A 25,193-nucleotide genomic window follows, 5' to 3' on the forward strand; every position below is an offset into this window, starting at 1 on the left:
GGACAGGCACGCCCTCCGCCCCGCGCCGGTGATTCAGAGTGATCGGGCGGCTACTGGGCCAGGGCCCACTTGTCCATGTTCCAGGTCACGGACGACTGCGCCGGGTTCGGCACGATGTTCTGCAACTTCTCGTCCCACGCGAGCATGTTCGGGTGGGCGAACAGGGGGATGGTGGCCAGGTCCGACCAGAGGACCTTCTCGATCTCGGCGATGATCGCCGGGTGCTTGGTCTTGTCGATCTCGGCGTTCAGCTTCTTGATGAGCGCGTCGACCTGCTTGTTGGAGTAGCAGCCGTTGTTGTTCTCCTTGCCGGCCTCGCTGCACTCCTTGGCGGTGGTGTACGTCGAGCTCCAGCTGCTCACCTCGGCCGAGCCGGTCCAGGCGAACAGCGCCACGTCGTAGGTGTTGGTGGCCAGGGGGCCGCCGGCCTCGAAGAACTTCTCGTCGCCGGCGTCAGTGATCTTGAAGCCCGCCTTGTTGCAGGAGTCGGCGATGAGCTGGACCTCCTGCGTACGGCGCGGGTTCGGCAGGTTGTGGCCGATCTTCACTTCCAGGCCGACCTTGCCGGCCTTCTCCAGCAGCGCCTTGGCGCCCTCGATGTCGGGCTGGGCGTAGGCCTCGGAGCCGCTGCCCTGGGAGACGGTGGCGTAGTCGGCCTCGAACGGCAGCACGTTGCGCACCTGCAGCACCTGCGCCTGCGGCGCGAGCGGCTTGATCAGGTTGTCCACGATGAGCTGCCGGGGCACGCACTTGGCGAACGCCTCGCGCAGCGTCTTGTCCTTGAACGGGCTGTTGTCGAAGTTGAAGTCCAGGTGCTCGTAGGTGTAGGCGTCACCCGTCTTCACCGTCACGCCCTGCATGCCCTGGAGCTGGGCGAGCAGGTCGGGGTTCGGCTGCGGCTCGATCAGGTTGACCTCGCGGTTCTGCAGGGCCTGGGCCTGCTCCTCCTGCGAGATCACGCGCATGACCACGGTCGGCGTGGCCGGCTTGGCGCCCCACCACTTGTCGTTGGCCGAGAGGGTCAGCGACTGGCCGGGCTGCATGGCGGAGATCTTGTACGGGCCGGAGGCGGGGAAGAGCGACATGTCCTTGATGCCGCCCTCGATGACCCAGCCCTCGTTGTAGAACTTGATCACCGCTTCGAGCTTCTTGGCGTCCCCCGCCTGCACGGCGGCGATGAAGTCGGCCTCGCTCATGCCCGCGGCCTTGTACGCCACGTGCGCCGGCAGCACGTCGGCGGCGCCGGGGCCGTTGCTCTCCCAGTCGGCGAACGGCTCGGAGTACTGGAAGGAGAACTTCTTGTCGCCGGCCTTGCACGCCGGGGCCTTGACGAGCTCGACGCCGGTGGTGCCGTCGACCTGGAAGCCCTTGATCTTGCCGGACTTGGCCGCCCAGTACAGCAGCGCGTCGTCACAGTCGATGGGGTTGCCGTCGGACCAGACGGCCTTGGCGTTGAACTCGTAGTCCACCGTCAGCGGGTCGTCGGAGGTCTTCGTGTACGTGCCGAAGTCCTTGTCCGGGGTCACCACGCCGTTCTCGCCGTAGTACCAGAAGCCGAGCAGCACCCGCTGCATGGCGGTGCTGTTGACCAGGTTGTTCACGGCCATGCTGTTGTAGGAGTTGAACTCCTGCTCGCCGGCGTAGGTGATGGTCTGCCCCGAAGCCGCGCCCCCCGTGGCCGAGGCCGACGGCTTGCCCGCCTCGTTGCCGCTCTGGCCGCAAGCGGACAGCAGAAGCGCGCCTGCTGTCACCGCCGTGAGGAATGTCCCAAGTCTCCGCCTATGGGTCACGACAGCTCTCCTTTGTGTCCGAACTAGGGTCAGCGCTGCTGGTTAATGCGCAACAGGATCATCGGCCAACGTTTCGGACAAATAGCCAAGTCCAGACTGTTGCGAACTTGAGATCGACGGCTGTCCGTTCTGTAATCAGATGTCAGGGAAATCCACTTTTCGCTGTCCACACTGTAGACAGACCGAGGCTCGGTGTGCCAGGGTTTGCGCAAAAGCCGTCGCAGCGGTGGAAACCCTGCTGAGGAGGCTTTTGGGTGCTCTTAAGGGTGAGGCGAAAGGCGGTCTTTCGTGCTCTTGATAAGGCGTCTTTTCCGTGCTGTCACGCGCCCGCACCATTCCTTGGAAGCGTGCGCGCCGGACGCGCCACTCCGTACAACGTGATCAAACCCAATCCGCTCGGCGTACATGCCGCCCTTTCGGCGACGCTTCGGGCGATCACTATTAAGCAATTCAGCCGGTTCCGCTCCGTAATTGGGCGGGCCTTTCCCGGTCACTCGTAACCGCGTATCGCCCTCGGGCGAATGGCGTCCGTAGCGCCCCTAAGGCCCGACGGTCAGGCGGACGGTCACCACATCACCCACGTCGAGCCCCTCCGCCCTGCGCACCCCCGCCTTCACCGGCACGAGATAGCGCCCGTCCTTCGGGAACATCGACGTCTTCCACCGCGTCTCCCGGATCTGCGCCGTCACCGGGATCATGCCCCAGCCGTAGCTCACCGAGGCGGCCACGGCCTCGACGTCCTGGCACTCCTCATCGGGGACGGTGATGAAATGCCACGGCGCGGGGCCCCGCCAGTACCACATCTCGCCGCTGAACTCGATGTTCACGGCCACAGGATAGGGCCGGGCGGGCGCTCAGGGCATCACCGGCCGTCGCGCTCGGTCGTTCACCTGACCAGCAGGAGGACCAGCAGCAGCGCGACCAGGACCACCATCACGGCACCCAGGACCAACCCGGACACCCGCCCCCCACCAGGCCCGCCGTCGCCGCCCCTCGACAGCCCCGCCTGCCTCGCGGCCAGCGCGTCCTCCCAGTCGCCGAGCGTGTCCCGCTCGGTGAACCGCCGGATGACCAGCAGCAGGAACGGCAACGCCACCCCCGCCATCGCGAGCGCGGTACCGATCACCCGGTCGGGAGTGGCCGTCGCCATCCGGACCCCGCCGACGACCAGGACGACCGCCAGCCCGAGCGGCACGACGGAGTGCCGGGTCAGGTTCATCACCAGCGCGGCCCTGAGCGCCCCCAGCGCCACGGACAGCGGCCGGATCCCCACCTCCGCCGCCCCTTCGCCGTCGGCCAGCCATTGCTCCAGGTAACGCTGGCGCCGCGCCTTCCCCGGCAGGATCGCGGCGGCGGTGACGATGACGCCTCGTACCAGCGGATTCACCTCAGACCCCCGGATGGGGGAGCGGCCGGCTCGTCGGATCCTGCACGACGGCGGGCCTGGCGACGGCCCGCCGCGCGGCGGGCAGGGCATCCCCCTTGAGCCGGTAGAGCCGCCGCCGCGGCCCCTCCCGAACGGAGTCCTCCCAGGTGGAAACCACCCACCCGCTCCGCTCCAGCCGATCCAGCACGAGGTAGACCGTCCCGGGGGAGCACCCGCTGGCCTTGACGATCTCCAGCGCCCAGCGCGGGTCGAGATCGGCCATCAGCGCCTCGATCACGTCCACGACGGCCGGTGTGATCATCGGCAACGGCTGCATGATCACACTCTACGGCCGGAACGCGGCCGGCGCGGCGGCGCCGCACGGCGATCGCACGTCAGGCGGCCCGGCACCGTGGGCCCCCTCCTCGTCACTCATCCGGCCCGCTGTCCGACCGCTTCTCGTGCGCCGCGATGAGCGGGTCGATCTGGACGCCGAGGCGGGCGCCCAGAGGCCAGCCGATGTAGTGCGTGAGGTGTAGTGCGTGAGGAAGATGGCGATCTCGCGCAGCTCGCCGGCGGTGAGGGCGGCGTTGCGGAGTGCGGCCGGGATCTGGATGTCGAGGACGTCGTTCGGGCCCCTGGCGGCCAGCGCGCCGAGGGCGCCGCGCATCACCGCGCGGCCCGGCGCCGTCGAGCCGGTGAACGAGACCAGGTCCACGCGCGGGTCGGCGGCCAGGAGCGCGCCGAGCGCGTGGTCGCGGCCGGTGACGATGTTGACGACGCCCGGCGGGAGGCCGGTCTCCTCGACGAGCAGCCGGCCGAGCACGGCCGCGCACCACGGGGTGTCGGGCGCGGGCTTGAGCACGACGGTGTTGCCCGCGGCCAGGGCGTTCGGGGAGCGGGCCGTGCGCGGCATGTGCCACCACATCGAGGACGGCACGTTCGACTGGACCGCCCAGGCCGTCAACCCCAGGGCCCGCATCCGCCCGGTGCACCGGCCGCCGCGCGTGCCGGGCGACCGGGTGCCGCACTGCCGGTGGGAGGTCGTCATCGACGACGACACCGGGCCCGTCGGTGAGGCGCCGATCACCGCGATGACCCGCGGCACGACGGCCGCCCGCTTCCGCTTCCCCCGATGCGTGACGGCACGCCCCACGTGCCGCGGCCGGATCGCGAGCCCGGCCGGCGATGAGTTCCGGCCGCGGGAATGGTCCTCCTGGCGACACGAATGGATGAGGAGCGGGCGCGGTGGACCTGTACAGCGTGGTGTGCGTGAGTGACGTGGCGGCGTCGCGGAAGTGGTACGAGGCGTTCCTCGGGCGCCCGGCGGACGAGATCATCGGCGCGGAGCTGCTGTGGCGGGTCGGTGAGAACGCGTGGCTGGTCCTCGACGACCGGGACGTGCGGGCGGCGCGGGTGGGCGGCACCATGATCACGCTCGGGGTGGACGATCTCGACGAGATCCTGGCCCGGCTGGCCGCACACGGCATCGAGCACGAGCCCGTGGAGGCGTACGCCAACGGCGTACGCCATGTGGAGATCCTCGACCCCGACGGCAACAGCCTGTCGCTCGCGCAGGCGCCCGTCTCATGACGCGGATTCGACCGAGCCTGGAGGGAACGGCGGATACCATCGACAGATGGCCGTCCCTGAGCTGATCCGCATCGCCACCCGTTCCTCACCCATGGCGCTGGCCCAGGTGGAGCGCGTCCGGCGCGAGCTCGCCGCGTCGCATCCCGGCGTGCGCACGGAGGTCGTGCCGGTCACGACGTCGGGCGACAGGTGGCCGGGCGCGTTGTCGGAGCTCGGTGGCAAGGGCGCGTTCACGAAGGAGGTGGACGCCCTCCTGCTGGCCGGCGAGGCCGACCTCGCGGTGCACTGCGTCAAGGACGTCCCCGCCGACCGGCCGCTGCCCGCCGGCACCACGTGGGCGGCCTTCCTGAAGCGGGACGACCTGCGCGACGCTCTCGTGCACCCCGGCGGCCTCACCCTCGACGAGCTGCCGCCCGGCACCCGCATCGGCACGTCGTCGGTGCGGCGGGTCGCGCAGCTCGCCTCCTCGCACCCGCACCTGCGTTGCGTGCCGATGCGCGGCAACGCCAACCGGCGGCTGGAGAAGCTCGACGCGGGCGAGGCCGACGCGCTGCTGCTGGCCGTGTCGGGCCTGGAGCGGATCGGCCGGTCAGACCGGATCACCGAGGCGCTGCCGCTGGAGACGATGTGCCCGCCGATCGGCGCCGGCGTGCTCGCCCTGCAGTGCCGGGAGGACGACGAGCAGACCATCGAGGCGGTGGCCGGCCTGGGCGATCCCGACACGTGGCGCGAGGTGACGGCCGAGCGGATGCTGCTGCACGTCCTCCAGGGGCACTGCAACAGCCCGATCGCCGGCTACGCCCGCGCCGAGCGCGACGGCCGCCTGTCGCTGCGGGCCCGCGTCTTCAGCCCCGACGGCAAGACGGTCCTCGACGCGCACGAGTGGGCCGGCCCGCTCGACCCGGCCACGCTGGGCACGTCCGTCGCCGTCGCGCTGCTGCGCCAGGGCGCCCGCCAGGTCATCGACGCGATCCCGCACTGACGGGTCACCACAGGGGCACGGGCGTCTCCGCCCTCGCGTAGTAGCCGGGGACGGGGGCGCCGGACGACGCGCGCTCCAACCGCCGCCGCATCCCGTCCGACAGCACCCCGGCCTTCAGCATCTCGACGAACACGGCCGTGACGTTCCCCACGTCGAACCAGTCGCGCTGCCAGCACCACCGTAAGCCGCCGCCGTACCGGAAGCAGCTCCCCCCGATCCCGGGCACCTCGTACGGGCTGCCGTCCGGCCGGCGGGCGGCGGCGATCTGCTTCCAGAAGCCGACCACCTCGCCCCTGCGCTCGTCGATGAGGATGCTCTGGTACGGATAGGACCACCCGTCCAGGCCGCCCATCTCGGAGCCGAGGGCGAGGTCGCGGATCTCCTGCCGGCCGACGGCCATGAAGTCCTGGCCGGGGCCGACGCTCCAGCCGTAGGTGGAGAAGTCGGCGAGGAGGCGCCAGTCGCCGCGCTCCTCGCACCGCCGGTTGGCCTCCAGCCAGCGCCGCACCATCTCCTCCAGCTCGTCACGCGCGTACACGATCAGCCTCCTAGCGTCAGCGCCCGGGTCGGGCAGTATCGGACGGCGGCCTCCACCTGGGCGCGCATCGACTCGTCGGGCTCCTCGACGAGGATGCGCACCTTTCCCGCGCGCGGGACCTCGAAGACGTCCGGCGCCTCCAGCGCGCACATGGCGTGCCCCTGGCACAGGTCCGGGTCGGCTTCGAGCTTCACGACCTGCGCCTGCGGTAGCGGACCCGGCACGGCCGGGTGAGCTGGACGACCATCTTGGAGTGGTCGCCGCGGTAGGAGTCGGGCGGCTGGACGGGCTCGAACTCCCAGTCGCGCAGCAGCACCGAGAAGATCGCCTTGAGCTGGATCATCGCGAAGTTCGCGCCCACGCACCGGTGCCTGCCCGCCCCGAACGGCACCCACGTCCACCGGTTGACCAGGTCCTCCTCGCGCGGCTGCGCGTAGCGGGCGGGATCGAAGGCGTCGGGGTCGGGCAAGTCCTCCGGGATCCGGTCGGAGACGGCGAGGCTGCATCCGACGAGCGTTCCGGCCGGGATGCGGTGCCGAAGCACCTGCTGCTCGGTCTTAGCGACGCGCAGCAGCAGGATGAGCGGCGGGTGCAGCCGCAGCGCCTCCTTGATGGCCGACTCCAGCAGCGGGATCTCGCGCAACGCCTGGAAGCCGACCTCGGCGCCGCCGGCGTACAGCTCGTCCAGCTCCGCCACGACGCCGCGCAGCACGGCGGGGTGGAGCAGCTCCATCAGGCCGGCGGGAGGTCGTTGAGCCCCTCCCTGCGGTGCACGACGAGGTCGGCCAGCCGCCGCACCTCGTCGCGGTCGCTCTCCGGGACGCCCATCAGCTCGGAGACCACGTCCATCGGCAGCTTGCCCGCGAAATCCGCCACCGCGTCGAACTCGCCCGCCTCCAGCGCCGGGCCGAGATGCCGGCGGGTCAGCCGCAGGATGTCGCCCTCCAGCTCGCGCACCCGGCGCGGCGTGAACCCCTTCGAGACCAGGGCGCGCATCCTGTGTGCGCGGGCGGGTCCAGGGCCAGGAACGACATGGTGCGGTGCGCCGCCGGGCCCCACGCGCTCGGGTCGAGCGAGACGCCGTTGGCGCTGGAGAACCGCTCGTGGTCGCGGAAGGCGGCCGACACGTCGGCGTGCCGGGAGATCGCCCAGAAGTCCAGCTCGTCGTTGCGGTACAGCGGCGCCCGCTCGCGCAGCCGCCGGTAGGCGGGGGTACGGGTCCTCGTGGAGCGCGTAGTCGTACGGGTCGTACCAAGTGCCCTGTACGGCGACCACGACCTCAGAAGAGCAGCTCGGCCACCTCGGCGAGCCGGTCGGCCATCTCGGCGTAAGAGCTGTAACCCATGCCCGCGTGCAGGAGGGCCCCCGCGTACGCGAACTCCAGGGCGTTGAGCACGCGCGCCTCCTCCGGTGTCGGCCGGGCGCCGCTGCCGGCGTCCGGCCTGAGCGCGGCCAGCAGGCGGCGGTGGATCGTCCGGCCGATGCGCAGCCGCAGCTCCCGCACGTCGGGGTCGGTGCCGAGCAGCGCGCTCGTGCACGCGGCGGCCAGCTCCGGCTCGTCGGAGACGAGCAGCGCGATCTCCCGCAGCACCGCGACGACCCGCTCCCGAGGCTGTCCCGCCGACGCGGTGACCGGCGGCAGGGCGCGCAGCCGCCGCCAGAACACCTCGGTCACGAGGTGGTTCCTGGAAGTGAAGTACGTGTACGCGGTGGCCGGCGCGACCCCCGCCCGACGTGCGACGTTGCGGACCGTGAACCCGTCGAACCCGGTCGCCCGGACCTCCGCCACAGCCGCGTCGGTGAGGCGGCGCACCGTGTCGGCCTGCCGCTCGGACAACCGGCGGCGGGTCGGCTCGGTCATCGCTTCACCGGACATGTGTCCAGACGCTAGTTCAGGGACGTGCCCGGCGCAAGGGGCGCTCCCTGACACAGTGGACGGATGCGGAGATACGCTGCCGCAATGATCGTCCGTCTCATGCTCGCCGCCGCACTCACCACGACCACCCTCGCGCCCGCCGCGCCCGCCGCGCCCGCCGCGCCCGCCGCGCCCGCCGCGTCCGCCGCGCCCGCCGCGTCCGCCGCGCCCGCCACGCTCGCCGCGCCCGCCACGCCAGCCGCGACCGAGCGCGTCTTACGGGTCTACAGCAACAACATCGAGAACCTCGTCCGCAACAACCCCGACGGCACCTGCACCCGCATCTCCGGCCCCGACCACCTCACCTCGATGCTGGTCGACGACGACGGCGCGACCGGCACCTCCGGCGTGCGGGCCCCCGACCTGCTGATCGTCCAGCAGGTACGCGGCACCGGCCAGGCCACCGCCTACGCCGACCAGCTCTCCGCGAAGTTCGGTCACCCGGCCGGCACGTACAAGGCCATCGTGGCCTGGGACGACCCCGAGCCGTGGGGCGGCTCCCACCACTGCAGCCAGCAGGAGCTCGGCGACCTGAAGAAGAAGCAGACCAACGCCATCCTCTACAACACCAGGACGCTGAGCCTGGCCGCCACCTCGAAGTACTGGAGCGCCGGCTGGCTGAAGCCCGGCACCGCCTACGACAACGGGGCCGGCTGCACGCTGTACAAGCCGCCGAGCAAGGACGACGGCGCCGCGTACGCGTACAAGTGGAAGCGCACCAGCGCCATCGCGGCGAAGTTCACCATCAGGGAGACCGGCACGACCGTGTTCGCCGCCACCATGCACCTGCCCGAGCAGAACGGCAAGAACGCCTGCGCGGGCGCCGGCGACATCGGCATCGCGGGCTCCGGCATCCACGTCGGCGCCGACGCCACGAGCCTCATGAACTCCTCGGCCATCCGCGTCATCGGCATCGACGCCAACCGCACCGGCATCGCCCCCGCCACGCTCGGCGGCTTCGGCATGACCGGCTACGGCGCGAAGGCGACCATGGGCACCAAGAAGATCGACTACCTGTTCGTCAAGGGGACGGTGCTGCCGTCGAGCGTCGACCACACGGTCAGCGGCACGAAGTCGAACCACCTCGCGCTGTACGGGTTCATCTCCTGCTGAGACCGGCTCCTACTGGGACCGGCTCCTACTGGGACCGGCTCCTACTGGGACCGGCTCCTACTGGGACCGGTTCTTACTGAGACCGGCGAGGTAGTCGCGCAGGATCGTGTGCGTACGCTCGGAGCTCCACATCGCCAGCACCTCGGGGTCGTCCCGGTCGCGGGCGGCGCGGACGCGTTCGAGCGCGGGGGCGCGGAGCTGGCGCTTGGCGAAGGCGTACACGTCGGGCGGCGCCGCGCACAGCGCCTCGGCTCGCCGCAGCGCCTCCGCGAGCAGCCGGTCCGGCTCGACGACCTCGTGCACCAGGCCGATCGCGACGGCCCGGCCGGGATCCAGCCGGCCGGCCCCGAGCACCATCGCCTCCAGCGCCGGGCCGGCCGCGTGCCGCATGATCTCCAGCGGCACCGTGGGGAACGGCACGCCCGCCGCCAGCTCCGTCAGGCCGATCGTGCCGCCCGACATCAGCCGGGCGTCGCACGCCGCCGCCAGCACGCACCCGCCGGCCAGCGCGTGCCCGTTGACCGCCGCCACCACCGGCCTCGGATGCTCGAACAGGGCCAGCGCCGCCGCGCTGAGCGCCGGCAGGAACCGCTCGACGTACTCGGGGCCGCCCTCGACGATCCGCTTCAGATCCACCCCCGCCGAGAACGCCCGGCCGCGGCCGGTCAGCACGACGGCGCGGGCGCCCGCGACGGTGGCCAGCACCTCCGGAACGGCGGTCAGCAGCTCCAGGTCCAGGGCGTTCACCGGGCCGTGCGCCAGGGTCAGGACGGCGATGCCGGCGTGGTCGGCGGTCTCGATCATGGAGCGATCCTCCACCACATCACGTCACCTGGCCAGTGCTCCAGGCCCAGGCGGCGATCCCCACCCGGTTCGCGGCGCCGACCTTGCGCTGGATGTGCGCGATGTGCGTCTTCACCGTGCCCGCGCTGATCGTCAGCTCGGCTGCGATCCTCGCGTTCGTGTGCCCGCGCGCCACCAGGCGGGCGATCTCCAGCTCGCGGGCGGTCAGCGGATCCTCCAATGGCGGAGGTGGCTGGCGGGTCAAGCCCCGCAGCAGGCGTACGGTCACCTGCGGGCTGATCAGCGTGTCACCCGCCATCGCCGCGCGCACCGCCTCCACCAGCAGCGCGGGGCCCGAACGCTTGAGCAGGAAACCGCACGCGCCCTCGCGCAGGGCCGTGTGGACGTACTCGTCCAGGTCGAACGTGGTCACCACGATCACCCGCGTCTCGGCCGCCAGCCGCCTGGTCACCTCCAGCCCGTCCAGCCCCGGCATCCGGACGTCGGCGAGCACCACGTCGGGGCGCAGGTGGCGGGCCAGCTCGACCGCCCGCGCCCCGTCCGCGGCCTCGCCCACCACCGTCATGTCGGGCTGCGCGTCGAGAATCAGCCGGAACCCGATCCGCACGTCGTCCTGATCGTCGGCGAGCAGGATCCGCGTCGTCACGTCGCCTCCCGCGCGACCGTCATCCCGCCTCCCGCGCGGACCGCCCTCGTGTCTCCCGCGCGGACCGTCCTCGCACCTTCCGCGCGGGTCGTCGTCGTGTCTTCCGCGTGGGTCGTCCTTATGCCTTCCGCGCGGTCGTCCTGCTGGAATCTCCGTGCGGTCGTCCTGTGAGACCTTTCGCCGGCCGTCATGCCGGGATCTCCGCGACGAGCCGCCAGCCGTGGCCGTGCGGGCCCGCCGTCAGGCTGCCGCCGCGGGCCTCCAGCAGGGCGCCCAGGCCGGACAGGCCGAAGCCGCCGACCCTGGTGCTCGGCGAGCTGCCGCCGCCGTCGTCCGCCACCCGCACCCGCAGGACACCACCCTCCTCGCCGATCTCCACCACCACCATCGTGGCCCGCGGCGCGTGCCGGCGCACGTTCGTGAGCGCCTCCGTCACCACCCGGTAGGCCAGGGACGACACCTCGTGCCGCAGGGCCAGGCCGGGCGCGACGGCCAGCTCCACCCGCACGTCCGGCGAGAACGCGTCGGCCAGCCGCGCCAGCCCCCCGATCCCGGGCCCCCGCTCGCCCAGCGCGTGCACCGTACGGTCGAGCGAGGCCAGCGCCCGCTGGCCGGCGTCCTCGATGCGCCGCAACGCGTCGGCCACCGGCTCCGGCAGCTCGCCCACCACCACCTGGGCGGCCTGCGCCTGCACCAGCATGCCGTTGACGTCGTGGGCGACGAAGTCGTGCAGGTCGCGGGCCAGCCCGAGCCGCTGCGCCCGGGTGGCCTCCTCGATCGCGCGCCGCCGGTCGTCGTCCAGCCTGCGCAGGTAGAGCCCCACCCCCGTGGCCGCCACGGCACCCAGCGCCCAGGCCGCGCACGCGCCGAGCACGAGCTGCGGCGGGCCCGGCCACACGGCCCGCAACAGGACGAGCGCCACCGCCGACCCGCTCAGCAGCGCGGAGACGGCCGCCTGGCGGGCGGGGGAGCGCCGGACGGTGACGGCGGTGAGCACCACCAGCACCGCCGCCTCCGCCACCAGCGCCCCCGCACTGACCCCCGCCCTTCCGGTCAGCGGGTACGCCAGCGTGACGCCCAGCGACACCGCCCCGGCACCCCCTGCCACCCGAGCCACCGTGACCCGGCGCACCACCCCATCGGCGAGACGCCGAGCGAGCACCCGCCACCCACCGCCACCCCGACCGGCCGGCCGCGTGTGCGCGCCGCTCGGGCCGGCGGACCGCGTCCCAGCGCCGCCGTGATCGGTCGGCTGCGTCTCCGCGCCAGCGTGGTTGGCCGGCTGCGCCCCCGTGCCGCCGCAGCCGGCCGTTCTGTCGCGCCACTTCACAGGCGCGAGCCTAATCACGCCCCGCGACCGGCCCTGCGACCGGCCCTGCGACCGGCCCCGCGACCGGGCCCGTCACCAGGTTCGGGGCGGGGGTCGCCGGTGGTGGGTCGCCCTGGCCGCAGGTGCGGCAGGTGCCGCGGCGGCGCAGGTGGTAGGCGAGGGTGGCGGCGGCCAGGGCGGCGCCCCAGAGCGGCCAGGTCAGGGACGGTGCCCACGTGGCCCACATGTCCCACTCGAGGTCGTTCGCGAACCGCAGCCGCCAGAAGGTCAGCCCGCCGGAGAACACGATCACCGACACGATGGAGGCGGGGATCACGGCCAGCATGGGCGGCACCCGCCGGCCCGCTCTGAACCAGATCCACCGCGGGTAGACCTCGCCCCACCGCTGCACGAGCCCGAGCGTGAGGATCGCCCCGCCCAGCCCCATCAGACTCAGGAACAGCCCGGCCCAGCGCAGCCCCGACTCGTCCAGCCAGTGCCAGAACTCGTCGGTGATCCCCAGCGGGATGCCGGCCGCCCAGGCGAAGCGGCTGGCGTCGTAGCCGGCGGGGATGATCGCCGCGACCGCCACGGCCCACCGCCCCCAGCGCCGCGCCGCCTCAGGGCCCGTCCACTGCGCGATACGACCCCCGCCCCGTCCGCAGGTCGTGCACCTGCCGGACGTGCGCCGCTGGTGGGCGAGGGCCGCCAGGGCCCACAGCAGCCCGCCCACCAGCACGACGAACAGGTTGACCCGCGACCACGGCACCAGCTCCGACATCGGCTGCCCGCCCGGCACGCCGGTGAAGGCCCACACGGCGAGCAGCGGCGCGTAGGCGACCAGCATCAGCACCCGGTTGTCGGGCACCACCACGGTCAGCCCGGCCGCCGCCGCCCACGCGAAGCCGAGCAGCACGGGCCGGCCCCGCCGCACCCCTCGCGCGATGGCCAGCCCGCACGCCCCGCCGAGGAGGCCGAGCACCGCGATCAGCGGCGCCGCCACCTCCCGGGTCACCGCGCCGAGCACCGACAGGCCGGGCTCCCAGTCGGGGTCGGCCTTGCCGAACGGGAACCCGGTCCCGCCGAGCGCCCAGTACAGCCCGAGCGCTCCGTAACACAGCGACCAGCAGGCCGCCGCGTACCCGGCCCAGCGGGGCCAGGTCGCCATGATCTTCCTCATGGCTCAAGCCTCGCGCCGGACGGCCGCCGCGCCCATCCGCCGTTCGGCAGATCTCCCGCGCGGCGCGGTGCCGCTGGTCAATCCTTCGGCGGAGGAACGCTCACAGGTCGGCGAGGAAGTCGAGGGCGATCGCCCAGGCGCGCTCGGCGGCCTCGGCGTCGTGGTCGGGCAGGTCGGGGTCGGTGAACAGGTGCCCCACGCCCGGGTACCGGAAGACCTCCACGTCGGCCCTGGCCCGGCGCATGGTCAGGTACCAGTGGTTCAGCCAGTCGGCCGGCTCGTACGTGTCGGGGTCGGCGACGTGCAGCTGCACGGGCAGGTCGTCGGCCGAGACCCCGTCGGCCAGGTCGGAGGTGCCGTGCATCAGCAGCAGGCCGAGTGACCGCTCGTCGCCCAGCGCGAGGTTCTGGGCGATCGCCGCGCCGAGCGAGAAACCGGCGTAGACCAGGCGTTCCTCGGACAGCGGGGCGGCGGCGGCCACCGCTCGCTTCAGCAGTTCGTCGCGGCCGATCTCGTCCTTGATCGCGATTCCCTCCTCGGGGGTGTCCACGACCCGGCCGTCGTACAGATCGGGGACGTGCACCTCGTGACCGGCCGCCCGCAACCTGTCGGCCGCCTGGTGGACGGCGGGGCGGAGACCGTACATCGAGTGGAAGAGGAGAACGCGTGCCATGCGCGCAGCTTAGCCACCGCGCGCGCCCGACGCCGCCAGGAGGCGGTGCCGGCCGGGGCCGGGGCGCCGCTCAGCGGCCGGGCCGCGCGCAAGGGTCGCGGTACGGGACGCCGCCCAGGTACTGGGACCACTCCCGCGCCGACAACGTCCGGCCCGCGCGCTCGCACACCAGCGCGGCCACCGCGTCCCCTCTGACCGGGATCGTGGTGATCGTCGGATACCCCCGCACCCCCGCGTACAGGACGCCGTCGTCGGCGCTGAAGCGCAGCTCGTCCCCGAACCCGATCGGCACGGCCGCCAGCTCCTGCCGGGTGGCCACGTCCCAGACGTGCACGGCGTACGCGTCCTCGCGCGACGAGCTGACCGCGGCGACCAGCGAGCTGTCGTGGCTGAAGGCGATGTCGCTGACGGTGAGCGCGCCCGCCGGGCGCAGCAGCGGCGACAGCTCGGCGCCCTGGGCGTGGTCCCAGAGCTGCACCGCGGCCGAGCCGAAGGCGGCCAGCGGCCGGGTGCGGCTGACCGCGATGGCGGCGCTCTCCCCGCTGGTGAAGCCGGAGCCGGTCAGCTTGCCGGTGCCGAGGTCGAGCATCCGGCCGACGTTGGTGACGACGGCCGTGCCCGAGTTCGTCACCTCGATGGTGCCGGTCGCGGTGTCGAGCCGGTGCCGCTTGAGCACCTTGCCGCTCGCGGCGTCCAGCACGAGCAGCTCGTTCCGGGCGTTGCGCTCGCTGTTCTCGGCGAGCGACAGCACCAGCCTGCCGCCGTCCGGGGTGAACGCCAGGTCCACCACGCTCTGCATGCGCGGGACCGGCCAGCTCCACGTCGCCCGCCGGGTGGTCAGGTCCCACGCCTGCACGGTGGTCAGGTTCCGCACGCCCACGAGCCTCCTGCCCTGGGGGTCCACCTCGATGGGGGCCACGTCCTGGGAGCCGGGCAGCGGCTCGCCCAGCCGGCGCCCCTCCCAGGTGCGCAGGAGGTCGTCCGGCCTGGCGACGATCATCACGGGGCCGTCGCCGAGGCCGGCGATCCGCGCCCGGTCCGGCAGCCTGGCCGTCATGCCGTGGGAGCCGGCGTCGAGCGTCACGATCGCGTGGTCCAGCAGGTAGCGCACGGTGCCCGTGCCGTCGATCCACGCCTGCTCGGGCTCGCCCTCGGCGTGGTAGGTGAACAGCTCCTCGCCGTCGGCGGTGTTCCAGACCCTGATCGTGCTCTTGAGCAGGCCGAGCAGCCGGGTGCCGGCCGCCGACACCCACAGGCGGCCGCCGTCCTCGGACCCCTCCCAGAACGGCTCGTCGTCGCCGGCGATCCGGCGGCCGGTGCGCGTGTCCCAGGTGTGGATGGTGCCGTTGGCGCAGTACATGCGGGTGCCGTCCGGGGAGAACGCGATCGCCTGGCACTTGCGCGGCGACCACGACCGCACCGACAGGTCGGACAGGCGGATCACCTTCATGCCCTCGTTGAGCCCCCAGCCCGCCACGTACTCGCCGGAGGCCGCGATCGCCGGCGACGGCGTCGCTTCCATGCGCGGCTCGTACGCGCGGCCGGTCCTGACGTTCCAGACCAGCTCCACCGAGCCCGACCGCGTCACGCTCACCAGGTCCTCGTTGTCGCCGAACGCCAGGTCCGGGCGCGGCGTGCCCTCCGGCACCGGGTGCTCGCGCAGCTTCCTGCCCGTCATCGTGTCTCAGGCCGACATGGTGAGCCCGTCGAGCATGACGAGGGTCGCGCCGCTCGGGCTGAGCGCCGCCCCTCCCGGCAGCGCGGCGAACCCGCGCGGCCACGTCCAGGACGCCCGCTGCCGCCTGCCCGGCACGTCGAAGACGCGCACGCCGTCTCCGCTCGCCACGACCCTGATCCGGCCCGCGGCCGCCGACGCGCTCGCCGACACCCCCTTGACGGCGGGATCGTGGAAGGCGGCGCGCTCCGGCATGGTCAGCGAGCCCATCAGGCTCCGCCTGGTGTCGGGGCCCGGCGCCAGCCGCCACCCGGCCACGCTCAGCAGCATCGCCGTGACCGGGTCGGTCGTGCGCAGCCGGTCCGCCTGCGCGGCGACCTGGCGGCCGACGGCCTGGTCACGTTGCCGGGCGACGGTCCTGCCCTGCTCGGCGGCCCGCCGCCCCTGCACGAACGCCACGCCCCCGGCCGCCACCGCGATCACCAGCAGCCCGGCCAGCGCCGCCGCCACCAGCCCCGCCAGCCGGGACGGCAACGCGCTCAGATCCGGCTGCGCCGACAGCACCCGGTGCATCACGCCGCCCAGATTGTCCGCGTGGAACGGATCCTCACCCGTCGCCGCGAACACCACCACCGCACCCCAGGCGAACACGTCCGCCGCGGCGCCCGCCCGCTGCCCCGTGAACACCTCCGGCGCCATGTAACTCGGCGTGCCCTTCACCTCGCCGCTCCTGGTCAGCGACATGTCGTCGGTGCGGGCGATGCCGAAGTCGATCACCCGCGGCCCGTCCGGGCCGAGCAGCACGTTGTCCGGCTTGAGGTCGCCGTGGATCACGCCCGCGTCGTGCACGGCCGTCAGCGCCGTCGCCACCGCCGTCGCGAGCCGGTACAGGTCGTCCCCCGCGAACCTGCGCCCGCCCTGAACGACGCGGCGCAGGCTCCGCCCCGGCACGAACTCACTGACGATGTACGGCTTGTCCCCGTCGAGGTCGACGGCCAGCACCTTCGTCGTGCAGAACGACGCCACCCGGCGTGCCGCCTCCGCCTCCTTCGCGAAACGGTCCCGCGCCTCGGGGTGCAGCACCTTCACGGCCACCCGCGTGCCGGCGTCGTCGTACGCCTCGTACCCGACACCCTGCCCGCCCGCGCCCAGCCGCCCGGCCAGCCAATATCCCTCGACGCGGGGCGGGTCTCCCGGCAGCAATGGATCCACGGCGGGTTAGACGCCACCCGACGAGCCGAAGTTGCCGCCTCTCGTCGGGGCCGATGGGCCGAAATCTTGGCCGGCCACGAGCAGCGCTTCTCGTCCCGCCGCCGGACCCAGCTCGTCGGGCACAACGCCGCCCTGGATACTCAGGAGTTATAAGCTATGAAGGTCACGAGGTCACGGAACTCGGAAAGCACTGGCTCGTCCCGCCACCTGCGTAGCAACGGTGTAGGTTATAACCGTCATCGGCCGACGGGACAGGACAGCGATGAGCGAATCGGCGGCGGAGCTCTTCACGACCAAGGCGGACTACGCCTACCTCCGCGTCAAGGAACTGATCCTGTCCGGCACCCTGCAGCCGGGCTCGGTCATCCCACAGGGCCGGCTCGCCCGCGAGATCGGCATCAGCACCACCCCGCTGCGCGAGGCGCTGCGCCGCCTCAAGAGCGAGGGGCTGGTCGAGCTGGACGCCCACCGCGACGCCCGCGTGGCACCCCTGGCCGCCGAGGAGGCCCGCGACCTGCTGGAGCTGCGCCGCAGCCTCGACCCGCTCGCCGTCGCGCTGGCCGCCGAGCGCCGCACCAAGGCCGACATCGCCGCCATGCGCGCCGCGCTCGACGGCCTCAGGCCGCTGCCGGGCAACCCCGCGTACGAGCAGCTCCTCACCCACCGCACGTTCCACCGCGCGCTGTACTCCGCCTCCCACAACGACCTGCTCATCCAGACCCTCGACGGGCTGTGGGACAAGGCCGACCGTTACCGCCGTCTCGCGCTGGAGGTCGAGCGCGGCCAGGAGGCCCGCGACCGCAAGGCGGCCGAGCACGAGGCCCTGCTGGAGTACGTCATCGCCGGCGACGCCGACTCGGCGGCGGCGGTCATGCGGGAGCACATCGACACCAGCCTCGGCGCCCAGGCCGCCTGGCGCCTGCGCCAGCAACACTCCGATCCGGCCCCGGCCGGCGAGCCCTGAGCGGCCCCCGCCCCGGGCCCGCGAGGCTGCCGCAGCTCGTCACGTTCGCCTGATCTTGAGCCTTTGCCTGGCCCGTCCCGCGTGCTTGCATGCTGGGTACGGGCGTCCGCCCGTGATCGGGGAAGGGAGCGCGCGTGAGCATCGGGTCCGTGCAGCGACCCCGGCGGGTCGCCGTGATCGGCGTCGGCATCCTCGGAGCCTGCGTGGGCTGGCACCTGGCGCGGCAGGGCGCCGAGGTGATCCTCATCGACGCGGGACGGCCGGGCGAGGGCGTCACCGACTGGTCCTTCGCGTGGGTCAACGCCAGCAACAAGACCGTGACCAGGCCCTACTACGACCTGAACCGCGCGGGCATGGCCGCCTACCGCGCGCTCGCGCAGACCATCGGCCCGGGCTCGTGGTGGTATCCCAGCGGCCACCTGCGCTGGACGGACGACCCCGCGGCGGAGGCGAAACTCCTGGAGACGGCCGGGCTGCTGGCCGAGTGGGGCTACGAGGTCGAGGTGTGCACGGGGGCGGAGGCGCGCCGCCGCCTCGAACCCGCGCTCACCCTGCCCGACGAGGCCGCCGTCGTGTTCTACCCGGACGAATCCTGGGTGCACGGGCGCCGGCTCGTCGGCCGCCTGGTGGAGCAGACCGCCGGTGCCGAGCACCGCTTCGGCGTCGCAGTCAGCGGCATCGGCATCGACGGGAGCGTCCGGAGCGTCACGCTGTCCGACGGGAGCCGTCTCGACGTCGACGCCGTCGTGAACGCGGCCGGCCCCAGCGCTTCCCAGGTCGCCGAGCTTGCCGGACGCCACCTGCCGATGCGCAGGGAGCCCGGCGCCGTCACCCGGATCGGCTGCGACCGGGTGCCGGTGCGGCGGGTCATGCACGCGCCGCACATCGAGATCCGCCCCAACGGGGACGCTTCGATGGTCCTGCACAGCCGCGAGGTCGACGCGCTCATCGACACCGGCGAAGCTCCGGAGCGGCTCGGCCGGCGGCTGCACGAGATGGCGCGGCACGTCCTCCCGGAGCTCGGAGAGGCCCGCGCCGGTGAGACGCGGGTGTCGAACCGGCCCATCCCGGCCGACGGGTTCCCCTCGGTGGGGGCGGTGCCGTCCCTGCCGGGCTACTACGAGGCCGTCACGCACAGCGGCGTCACGCTCGGCCCGGTCCTCGGCCGGCTGCTCGCCGCCGAGATCCTCACCGGGGAAAGGGACGAGCTGCTCGCGGACTTCCGTCCGGAGCGGTTCTCCCCGTGACGGTGCCTACCTGGCACGCCAGCGGCGCCGGAGCCAGCTGACCGTCGCCCGCCGCGAGCGCTCACGGCGGGCGCGCAGGTGGACAGCGTGACCATGCCGAGCACGCCGCCGGAGAAGCCGCCCTGACGTTCCTCGAACTCCCGCACGACGGCACCCAGCCGGGCCTCGGCCTCGCGTCTCAGAACGGCCGGGAGCTCTGCCCAAGGGGTTCTCATGCGTCCCAGCCAACCAGGTGCGGAAGGCGCCCGCCCGTCACCGATCCCGGCGGCGGCCGTTCGCCGGTTGGCCCGGCAGCAACAGGCTCACGGCCGCGATCGCCGCGCCGAGCCCCGCGGCGATCCCGGCAGCAAGAGGCTCACGGCCGCGATCGCCGCGCCGAGCCCCGCGGCGATCAGGAACACCCGGTCATAGGAGGCCGCCGATGACCCGCCGGCCGCCGTCGCCAGCGCCGCCAGGCCGATGGAGCCGCCCACCTGCTGCGCGGTGGCCGCGATGCCGCCGACGACCCCGGCGTCACGCTCGGGCGCGCCGGCGGTGGCCGCCGCCATGAGGGTGGGGAAGACCAGCCCGATGCCGGCCCCGACCAGGAGGGTCGGCCCGAGCACCGCGGCGGCGTAACCGCTGCCGGCGTCGGCCCAGGCGAGCCAGCCGAACCCGGCCACGAACAGCCCGCTCCCTGCGACCACCAGGCCGCGCGCCCCGACGCGCGTCAGCAGGGCCGCGGCCCACCGCGCGACCAGCAGGAACGCCACGGCGGCCGGCGTCTGCCCGAGCCCGGCGGCCAGGGCGCTGTATCCGAGGACGTCCTGGAGGAACACGGCGCTGAAGTACCACATGGCGATGGCGATCGCGCCGAACAGCACGAGCAGGGCGCTGCCGGCGGCCACCCCCCGGATCCGCAGCAGCCGCAGCGGTACGATCGGCCGCTTCGCGACCCGGGCCTCCACCGCGACGAACAGCGCCAGCAGCACCAGCCCGCCCGCGAGCGGCCCGGCCACCGCCACGGACGTCCAGCCGTTCCCGCCGCCGCGCATCACCCCGTAGATCAGGGCGGCCAGGCCGGCCGTGCCGAGAGCGGCGCCGAGCAGGTCGAGCGGTTCCCGGCGGGCGGCCGTGCGCGCCAGCGCGACCAGCGCCACCGCGATCAGGGCGGCCCCGATCGGCACGTTGACGAGGAAGACCCACCGCCAGGACAGGCCGGTGGTCAGCGCGCCCCCGGCGAGCGCGCCGGCCAGTCCGCCCACTCCGCCCGAGGCGGACCAGGCGCCGAACGCCCGGGCCCGGGCGCGGGGCTCGGTGAAGTACGTGGTGATCATCGCCAGGGTCGCCGGGGCCATCAGCGCGGCCCCCACGCCCTGCGCGATCCGGGCGGCCACCAGCACCTCGGCGTCGGCGGCCAGCCCTCCCGCGAGACCGGCCGCCGAGAACAGCACCAGCCCCGCGCCCAGCGTCCGGCGCGGGCCGAACAGGTCGGCGGCCCGGCCGCCGAGCAGCATGAACCCGGCGAAGGTGAGCAGGTAGCCGTCGACCACCCAGGCCAGCCCGGTGGGGGAGAAGCGCAGGTCGCGGGCGATCGAGGGGAGGGCGACGTTCACGATGGACGAGTCCAGGATGACCATGAACTGGCAGGCACAGGCGAGCACCAGGATCATCCAGGCCAGGCGGGGCGATCCGGCGCCCGGCATCCCGGCGCTAGCGTCGATGGCCGGGGTTGCGGCGGCCGAAGCAGCGTTGTGGGCGGTGGTGGGGGGCCGGTGCGCGGCGTGGCTGCGGTCATGCGCCACCGGGCACCGCCCCGGTCTCGACGGGGCGGGAGGAGGCGCCGGCCTGGAGCCGGATCGCGGTGCGCGCCAGCCGCGCGCCCTGGTAGCGGGCCGCGCCGAGGACGGCGTCCTTCAGGTCGTCGCCGCCCGGGCCGGAGACGGCGGAGGCGCCGTACGGGTTGCCGCCGCCGGCGTACACGGCCGTGTCGGTGTAGCCGGGCGGAACGATCAGCGCGCCCCAGTGGTAGAAGACGTTGGCCAGGGACAGCAGCGTCGCCTCGTTGCCGCCGTGCCGGTTGTGGGCGGAGGTGAAGGCGGTGACGGGCTTGTCGGCCAGGACGCCCTCCCGCCAGAGCCCCACGGCCTGGTCGAGGAAGTGCTTCAACGGCGCGGCCGGGGTGCCGAAGCGGGACGGGGTGCCGAAGGCGTACGCGTCGGCCCACGCCAGGTCCTCGACCGAGGCCGGTGCGACCGCGTTCCCGCCGTCGGTAGTCGGCTCGGCGACCGCGGCGTTCCCGCCGTCGGCGGTCGGCTCGGCGACCGCGGCGTTCCCGCCGTCGGCGGTCAGCTCGGCGACCGGCCGGAGCCGGACCTCGGCTCCCGCCGAGGCGGCGCCGTCGGCCAGGGCCTCGGCGAGGGCGCGCACGGTGCCTGTCGCGCTGTAGTAGATGACGGCGATCTTCGTTGTCATGGAGATCTCCTCAGGACATCGCTAGAATTAGTTACGCGGATAAGATTATGCGCATAATGTTATGCACCTAACGATTGTTGTCAAGGGAGTCGCCGTGGACTACGAGCAGGCCGATGCCGTCAACCAGGCCATCCGCAGGCTGAGCCTGCGCCACCGGGCCAGGGTGGCCGAGCTGCTGGCCCCGCTCGAGCTGCATCCGGGGCAGGAGGCCCTCGTGCTGGAGCTGGCGCGCAGCGGCCCGATGATCCAGGCGAAGCTGAGCGAGGCGCTGGGCATCGAGCCGCCCAGTGTGACGTTGATGGCGCGCAAGCTCGAAGCCGCCGGCCACCTGCGCCGCGGCCCCGCCGCCGCCGACAGGCGGGCCAGCGTCGTCGAGCTGACCGGCAGCGGGCGGGAGCTGGCCGAGCGGCTGAGGCGGATGTGGTGCGACCTCGCGGAGGAGACGGTGGCGGGCCTGCCCGCCGAGGTCGTGCAGGAGGTGCCGCGCCTGCTCACGACGCTGGCCACGAACGTCGACACCCGCCGCGACCGCCGCGCCCCGTCCTGACAGGAGGGCGCGGGCGCCTACTCCAGGATCCGGTCGAGGGTGCGGCGGCCCGTCTCGCTCATCGTCGGGTTGCTGTCGACGTAGTACCAGACCATGCCCATGGCCTGCGCGAACGCCCAGGCCGCGCCCCGCTCCCACTCCAGGTCGCCGCAGCCCAGGGACGTGCGCAGCACCTCGCGCGGCCCGGACTCCAGCAGCGTCCAGGCGCTGACCAGGTCGAGCGCGGGGTCGGCCGGCCCGAAGCCGCCGCCGTCGAGGACGCCGGCGAGGCGGCCGTCCGCGACCAGGACGTTGCCGGGGATCAGGTCGCCGTGGCTCATCACGTCCGCGCCGCCGCGCGGCAGGCGCCGAAAGCGGTCCCACAGGCGGCGCAGCCGAGGCACGTCGAGGAGATCCTCGCTCTCCGCGAAGCACCTCTCCATCCACGCGTCGTGGTCGGTCAGCTCGCCGCCGCGACCACTCCCGCTGAAGCGCCGGCCGCGCGTGTCGGTCGCGCGCAGCGCGGCGATGAAGGCCGCCAGGTCCTCCGCGAACGGCTCCGACCTGCCCGGGTCGGCGTCCGTGGCCGGGGTTCCGGGGACCCAGCTCTGCACCGACCACGGCATGGGGTAGCCGGCGCCGGGCTCGCCCAGCGCCACCGGCTCGGGGGCCGGGAACGGCGAGACCCGCGCCAGCTCCGCGCTCGCCCGGGCCTCCTGCTCCAGTGCCGACCGGGTGGTGGCGGGGTCGGCCAGGCGCAGGGGGAAGCGGGCGGTGAGGTGCTCGCCGATGCGGACGATGGTGTTGACCGTGCCGCTCGACCGCAGCGGGCGCAGGGACAGCCCGCGCCACTGCGGGAACTGCTCGCGCACCAGGCCGGCGGCCAGCTCGACGGACACGTCCACCTGGTCGTCGTGCATGGTCACGCGCGCGCCCCTCCTGCCTGGTACGTCCGGTGGAAGCCTGCCGGGCCGCCGAAGATCCTGTCAACGCGATATGCGCCGGGCCCGGACCCGTACGTGACGGCCGTTCCCGCATCATGTGATGAAACGATGACAACGCCGCCCGCCCCCGGATCCGCCTGGTTGCGTGAGGGCCATGCAACCGACGAACCTCACTTCTCGTCTCGCACCGGCGATCCTGCTCGTGGCGGCGCTCGCCGGCTGCGGAGCCTCCGCCACGCCCTCCTCCGGCGCGAGCCCGCGGGCGGCGGCCGCGAACGGGGTCAGGGTGTTGTGGATGGGCGACTCCATCGCGGGCGCGCAGGCCCCGGCACTGAAGGCGGCGCTGGAGGCCGGAGGCGCGGCGTTCAAGGACGCCACGTCCGACGGCGGCGGCAACGTCGTCGCCGGCGATCACCCGGTGACGACCATGGCGGCCAAGGACACCTGGAAGGCCCTGCGCGAGAACGTGGCCGCCTTCCGCCCGACGGTGATCGCGTACCAGATCACCACCTACGACTGGGGCACCCCCGCCCAGCAGCTGGCCGCCTACCGCAAGCTGGCCCGCACGGCCGGGGACGCCGGTGCCCGGCTCGTGCTGGTGTCCGCGCCGCCGTTCAAGCTGGGCGAGTTCTACCGGCCGTACGAGAAGGCCATCAGGAGCGCGCCCGAGATGGCCGCCAAGGCCGTCAAGTCCGACGCCCGCGCCCGCTACCTGGACGCCTCCGAGCTGTGGGGGGACGACTACGCCGCCGCCAAGGCCCAGCGCGCCAAGGATGGCATCCACTCCTGCCAGCAGGGCTCGGCCGCGTTCGCCACGTGGTTCGGGGGGCGGCTGGGCGAGCTGGCCCGCTTCACCCCGGCCGCCCCCGCCACCTGGGCCACCGGCCGGTGGACCGGCGACGAGCGCTTCGTCAAGCTCGGCTGCGGGTGATGGCGCCGGTCACCGGCCCGATGAGGCCGCTCGCCGACCTGCTGAAGCCGGCCGCCGGGCTGGTGAAGCCGGTCGCGGGCCTGGTGCAGCCGGCCGCCGGCCGCCCGCACATTGCCGCGCTGGACGGGCTGCGCGGGCTCGCGGTCGTCGCGGTCCTGCTGTTCCACGCCGGGTACCTGCGCGGCGGGTTCCTGGGGGTGGACCTGTTCTTCGTCCTGTCCGGATTCCTGATCACCGGCCTGCTGCTGGACGAGCTGGGCAGGCGCGGCCGGCTCAATCTGGCGGCGTTCTGGGGGCGCCGGGCTCGGCGGCTCCTGCCGGCGCTGGCCGTCGTGACGGTGTCGGCGCCGCCGCTGGCGTGGGCGTGCGCCCGGCCCGACCTGCTGGCCCCCGCCCTGCGGGACGCCCCTTGGGTGGCCGTCCAGGGCGTGAACTGGCACTACATCGCCGAACGCATCGGCTACTGGAACGCCTCCGGCACCCGCCTGTTCGCCCACCTGTGGAGCATCGGCGTCGAGTGGCAGTTCTACCTCGTCTGGCCGCTGGTCGTGGCGCTCGCCGGCCGGGGGCCGGGCGGGCCGCGGCGGGTCGCGCTCGTCGCGGTGGCAGGGGCGATCGTCTCGTTCGTGGTCATGCTCCGGCTGGGGATGGCCGTGGACACGACCCGCGCCTACGAGGGCACCGACACCCGGGCGTTCGCCCTGCTCCTCGGTGCGGCCGCCGCGACCGCACCCGTCCGGAACGCCGTGGCCGCCCTGCCGCGCGCCGCCGTGGAGGTGCTGGCCGGCGTGCTGCTGTGCGGGCTGGTGGTCTCGTGGGCGCTCACCGACGGGGAGCGGGCGCCGGGCCTGTTCCAGGGCGGGATGTTCGCGCACTCCCTGGCGAGCGCCGCACTGATCGTGCTCCTGGCCGGCCTGGCAGGCGGTCCCGGCGGTCTGGTGGGGCGGGTGGCCGGCAGCGCCGTACCCCGACGGCTGGGCGAGCTGTCCTACGGCCTGTACCTGTGGCACTGGCCGATCTTCCTGCTGGTGCTGCCGCGCGAGCCGGGCGGCGACGCGGGACGGGCGGTCGCCGCCATCGGGCTGTCGCTGCTCGCTGCGGTAGTCTCGAAGGCCGCCGTCGAGGACCCGGTACGGCGGCGCGCCCCCTGGGCCACCGGCCGGCGCGGATGGGCGGCGCTGACCGTCGCGGCGTTGCTGGCGGCGGGCCTGTGGGCGGCGATCCCCTGGCCGCGGCCGGGCGCCGGAACGGTCGACGTGAGCCGGGTCGGCGCGCCGTAGCCGGAGACCGCATGCCGAGGATGGGAAGCGAGCACATGCCCGGAAAACCGC

At 73.5% G+C, this 25,193-nt stretch carries 30 protein-coding genes; 10 read left to right on the top strand and 20 right to left on the bottom strand.

Features of this window, described 5'->3' with window-relative positions; genetic code table 11:
- Positions 1-50 precede the first annotated feature (50 nt).
- The 5 genes from HCN51_RS03010 to HCN51_RS57950 all read right to left on the bottom strand — a co-directional run bounded on the left by HCN51_RS03010 (position 51) and on the right by HCN51_RS57950 (position 4,138).
- Positions 51-1,751 (bottom strand): ABC transporter family substrate-binding protein, encoded by a 1,701-nt coding sequence (locus HCN51_RS03010; RefSeq protein ID WP_346433512.1) that lies wholly within the window; start codon positions 1,749-1,751, stop codon positions 51-53.
- Positions 1,752-2,329: 578 nt separating this feature from the next.
- A complete protein-coding gene (locus HCN51_RS03015) occupies positions 2,330-2,617 on the bottom strand; it encodes a DUF1905 domain-containing protein (protein WP_168006548.1) in 288 nt (95 codons plus the stop codon).
- Positions 2,618-2,676: 59 nt separating this feature from the next.
- Positions 2,677-3,177: a hypothetical protein gene (locus tag HCN51_RS03020; protein ID WP_168006550.1), complete on the bottom strand. Its 501-nt coding sequence runs from the start codon at positions 3,175-3,177 to the stop codon at positions 2,677-2,679.
- A 1-nt stretch (position 3,178) separates the two neighbouring features.
- Positions 3,179-3,493, bottom strand: coding sequence for a PadR family transcriptional regulator (locus HCN51_RS03025; protein WP_168006552.1), 315 nt, complete (start codon positions 3,491-3,493; stop codon positions 3,179-3,181).
- Between the two features lie 9 nt (positions 3,494-3,502).
- A complete protein-coding gene (locus tag HCN51_RS57950; RefSeq protein WP_346433540.1) occupies positions 3,503-4,138 on the bottom strand; it encodes an aldehyde dehydrogenase family protein in 636 nt (211 codons plus the stop codon).
- Between HCN51_RS57950 and HCN51_RS58890 the strand changes: the two genes are divergently transcribed.
- The 3 genes from HCN51_RS58890 to hemC are packed head-to-tail and all read left to right on the top strand — an operon-like array spanning position 4,062 to position 5,731.
- Entirely contained in the window at positions 4,062-4,436 is a 375-nt protein-coding gene (locus HCN51_RS58890; protein ID WP_168006484.1) for a hypothetical protein, read from the top strand. The two genes, HCN51_RS57950 and HCN51_RS58890, sit on opposite strands and share 77 nt — an antisense overlap.
- A complete protein-coding gene (locus tag HCN51_RS03040) occupies positions 4,429-4,749 on the top strand; it encodes a VOC family protein (RefSeq protein WP_240972383.1) in 321 nt (106 codons plus the stop codon). Before HCN51_RS58890 ends, HCN51_RS03040 begins: the two co-directional genes overlap by 8 nt.
- A gap of 46 nt (positions 4,750-4,795) precedes the next feature.
- Positions 4,796-5,731, top strand: a complete 936-nt coding sequence (gene hemC / locus HCN51_RS03045) for a hydroxymethylbilane synthase (RefSeq protein ID WP_080037530.1) — start codon at positions 4,796-4,798, stop codon at positions 5,729-5,731.
- A 4-nt stretch (positions 5,732-5,735) separates the two neighbouring features.
- Here the strand turns inward: hemC and HCN51_RS03050 are convergent, their stop codons facing one another.
- The 4 genes from HCN51_RS03050 to HCN51_RS57955 are packed head-to-tail and all read right to left on the bottom strand — an operon-like array spanning position 5,736 to position 7,265.
- Complete coding sequence (locus HCN51_RS03050; RefSeq protein ID WP_240972384.1) at positions 5,736-6,269, bottom strand: hypothetical protein; 534 nt, start codon at positions 6,267-6,269, stop codon at positions 5,736-5,738.
- Positions 6,270-6,271: 2 nt separating this feature from the next.
- Positions 6,272-6,463 carry a ferredoxin gene (locus HCN51_RS62095; RefSeq protein WP_168006556.1) on the bottom strand — a complete coding sequence of 64 codons (192 nt, stop codon included), beginning with the start codon at positions 6,461-6,463 and terminating at the stop codon, positions 6,272-6,274.
- Positions 6,460-7,002, bottom strand: coding sequence for a cytochrome P450 (locus HCN51_RS03060; RefSeq protein WP_168006558.1), 543 nt, complete (start codon positions 7,000-7,002; stop codon positions 6,460-6,462). The genes HCN51_RS62095 and HCN51_RS03060 overlap by 4 nt, the downstream gene beginning before the upstream one ends.
- Entirely contained in the window at positions 7,002-7,265 is a 264-nt protein-coding gene (locus HCN51_RS57955; RefSeq protein WP_206066506.1) for a cytochrome P450 family protein, read from the bottom strand. The genes HCN51_RS03060 and HCN51_RS57955 overlap by 1 nt, the downstream gene beginning before the upstream one ends.
- 36 nt (positions 7,266-7,301) lie before the next feature.
- On the opposite strand from HCN51_RS57955, the gene HCN51_RS57960 reads away from it, so the two are divergent.
- Entirely contained in the window at positions 7,302-7,475 is a 174-nt protein-coding gene (locus tag HCN51_RS57960; protein WP_206066507.1) for a hypothetical protein, read from the top strand.
- A gap of 73 nt (positions 7,476-7,548) precedes the next feature.
- Here HCN51_RS57960 and HCN51_RS03070 read toward each other — a convergent pair whose 3' ends face one another.
- Positions 7,549-8,145, bottom strand: a complete 597-nt coding sequence (locus tag HCN51_RS03070) for a TetR/AcrR family transcriptional regulator (RefSeq protein ID WP_168006560.1) — start codon at positions 8,143-8,145, stop codon at positions 7,549-7,551.
- A gap of 84 nt (positions 8,146-8,229) precedes the next feature.
- On the opposite strand from HCN51_RS03070, the gene HCN51_RS03075 reads away from it, so the two are divergent.
- Positions 8,230-9,297: a hypothetical protein gene (locus tag HCN51_RS03075; protein WP_206066508.1), complete on the top strand. Its 1,068-nt coding sequence runs from the start codon at positions 8,230-8,232 to the stop codon at positions 9,295-9,297.
- A gap of 57 nt (positions 9,298-9,354) precedes the next feature.
- On the opposite strand, the gene HCN51_RS03080 is transcribed toward HCN51_RS03075, so the two are convergent.
- The 7 genes from HCN51_RS03080 to HCN51_RS61040 all read right to left on the bottom strand — a co-directional run bounded on the left by HCN51_RS03080 (position 9,355) and on the right by HCN51_RS61040 (position 16,796).
- Positions 9,355-10,101: an enoyl-CoA hydratase/isomerase family protein gene (locus tag HCN51_RS03080; protein ID WP_168006562.1), complete on the bottom strand. Its 747-nt coding sequence runs from the start codon at positions 10,099-10,101 to the stop codon at positions 9,355-9,357.
- A gap of 19 nt (positions 10,102-10,120) precedes the next feature.
- Entirely contained in the window at positions 10,121-10,747 is a 627-nt protein-coding gene (locus HCN51_RS03085; protein WP_168006564.1) for a response regulator, read from the bottom strand.
- Between the two features lie 187 nt (positions 10,748-10,934).
- On the bottom strand, positions 10,935-11,855 hold the full coding sequence (locus HCN51_RS58895; RefSeq protein ID WP_168006566.1) for a histidine kinase: 921 nt from the start codon (positions 11,853-11,855) through the stop codon (positions 10,935-10,937).
- A 232-nt stretch (positions 11,856-12,087) separates the two neighbouring features.
- Complete coding sequence (locus HCN51_RS03095; RefSeq protein ID WP_206066509.1) at positions 12,088-13,236, bottom strand: hypothetical protein; 1,149 nt, start codon at positions 13,234-13,236, stop codon at positions 12,088-12,090.
- A gap of 100 nt (positions 13,237-13,336) precedes the next feature.
- Complete coding sequence (locus HCN51_RS03100; RefSeq protein ID WP_168006568.1) at positions 13,337-13,909, bottom strand: dienelactone hydrolase family protein; 573 nt, start codon at positions 13,907-13,909, stop codon at positions 13,337-13,339.
- A 70-nt stretch (positions 13,910-13,979) separates the two neighbouring features.
- Positions 13,980-15,587 carry a WD40 repeat domain-containing protein gene (locus HCN51_RS03105; RefSeq protein WP_168006570.1) on the bottom strand — a complete coding sequence of 536 codons (1,608 nt, stop codon included), beginning with the start codon at positions 15,585-15,587 and terminating at the stop codon, positions 13,980-13,982.
- Positions 15,588-15,593: 6 nt separating this feature from the next.
- On the bottom strand, positions 15,594-16,796 hold the full coding sequence (locus HCN51_RS61040; RefSeq protein ID WP_168006572.1) for a protein kinase domain-containing protein: 1,203 nt from the start codon (positions 16,794-16,796) through the stop codon (positions 15,594-15,596).
- A gap of 262 nt (positions 16,797-17,058) precedes the next feature.
- Between HCN51_RS61040 and HCN51_RS03115 the strand changes: the two genes are divergently transcribed.
- Positions 17,059-17,760, top strand: coding sequence for a GntR family transcriptional regulator (locus tag HCN51_RS03115; protein WP_168006574.1), 702 nt, complete (start codon positions 17,059-17,061; stop codon positions 17,758-17,760).
- Positions 17,761-17,894: 134 nt separating this feature from the next.
- On the top strand, positions 17,895-19,007 hold the full coding sequence (locus tag HCN51_RS03120; protein WP_206066510.1) for an FAD-dependent oxidoreductase: 1,113 nt from the start codon (positions 17,895-17,897) through the stop codon (positions 19,005-19,007).
- A gap of 302 nt (positions 19,008-19,309) precedes the next feature.
- Here the strand turns inward: HCN51_RS03120 and HCN51_RS03125 are convergent, their stop codons facing one another.
- Complete coding sequence (locus HCN51_RS03125; RefSeq protein ID WP_346433513.1) at positions 19,310-20,791, bottom strand: MFS transporter; 1,482 nt, start codon at positions 20,789-20,791, stop codon at positions 19,310-19,312.
- The gene (locus HCN51_RS03130; protein WP_168006576.1) at positions 20,781-21,461 is read right to left on the bottom strand and encodes a flavodoxin family protein; all 681 of its coding nucleotides are present in this window, start codon (positions 21,459-21,461) and stop codon (positions 20,781-20,783) included. The genes HCN51_RS03125 and HCN51_RS03130 overlap by 11 nt, the downstream gene beginning before the upstream one ends.
- 94 nt (positions 21,462-21,555) lie before the next feature.
- On the opposite strand from HCN51_RS03130, the gene HCN51_RS61045 reads away from it, so the two are divergent.
- The gene (locus HCN51_RS61045; RefSeq protein WP_168006578.1) at positions 21,556-22,008 is read left to right on the top strand and encodes a MarR family transcriptional regulator; all 453 of its coding nucleotides are present in this window, start codon (positions 21,556-21,558) and stop codon (positions 22,006-22,008) included.
- A 17-nt stretch (positions 22,009-22,025) separates the two neighbouring features.
- Here the strand turns inward: HCN51_RS61045 and HCN51_RS03140 are convergent, their stop codons facing one another.
- Positions 22,026-22,907 carry an aminoglycoside phosphotransferase family protein gene (locus HCN51_RS03140; RefSeq protein WP_168007328.1) on the bottom strand — a complete coding sequence of 294 codons (882 nt, stop codon included), beginning with the start codon at positions 22,905-22,907 and terminating at the stop codon, positions 22,026-22,028.
- 178 nt (positions 22,908-23,085) lie between these two features.
- Between HCN51_RS03140 and HCN51_RS03145 the strand changes: the two genes are divergently transcribed.
- The gene (locus tag HCN51_RS03145; RefSeq protein ID WP_168006580.1) at positions 23,086-23,862 is read left to right on the top strand and encodes an SGNH/GDSL hydrolase family protein; all 777 of its coding nucleotides are present in this window, start codon (positions 23,086-23,088) and stop codon (positions 23,860-23,862) included.
- Positions 23,862-25,142 carry an acyltransferase family protein gene (locus HCN51_RS03150; RefSeq protein WP_240972385.1) on the top strand — a complete coding sequence of 427 codons (1,281 nt, stop codon included), beginning with the start codon at positions 23,862-23,864 and terminating at the stop codon, positions 25,140-25,142. The genes HCN51_RS03145 and HCN51_RS03150 overlap by 1 nt, the downstream gene beginning before the upstream one ends.
- Positions 25,143-25,193 lie beyond the last annotated feature (51 nt).

The organism is Nonomuraea composti (assembly GCF_012034275.1).
Lineage (GTDB): Bacteria > Actinomycetota > Actinomycetes > Streptosporangiales > Streptosporangiaceae > Nonomuraea > Nonomuraea composti.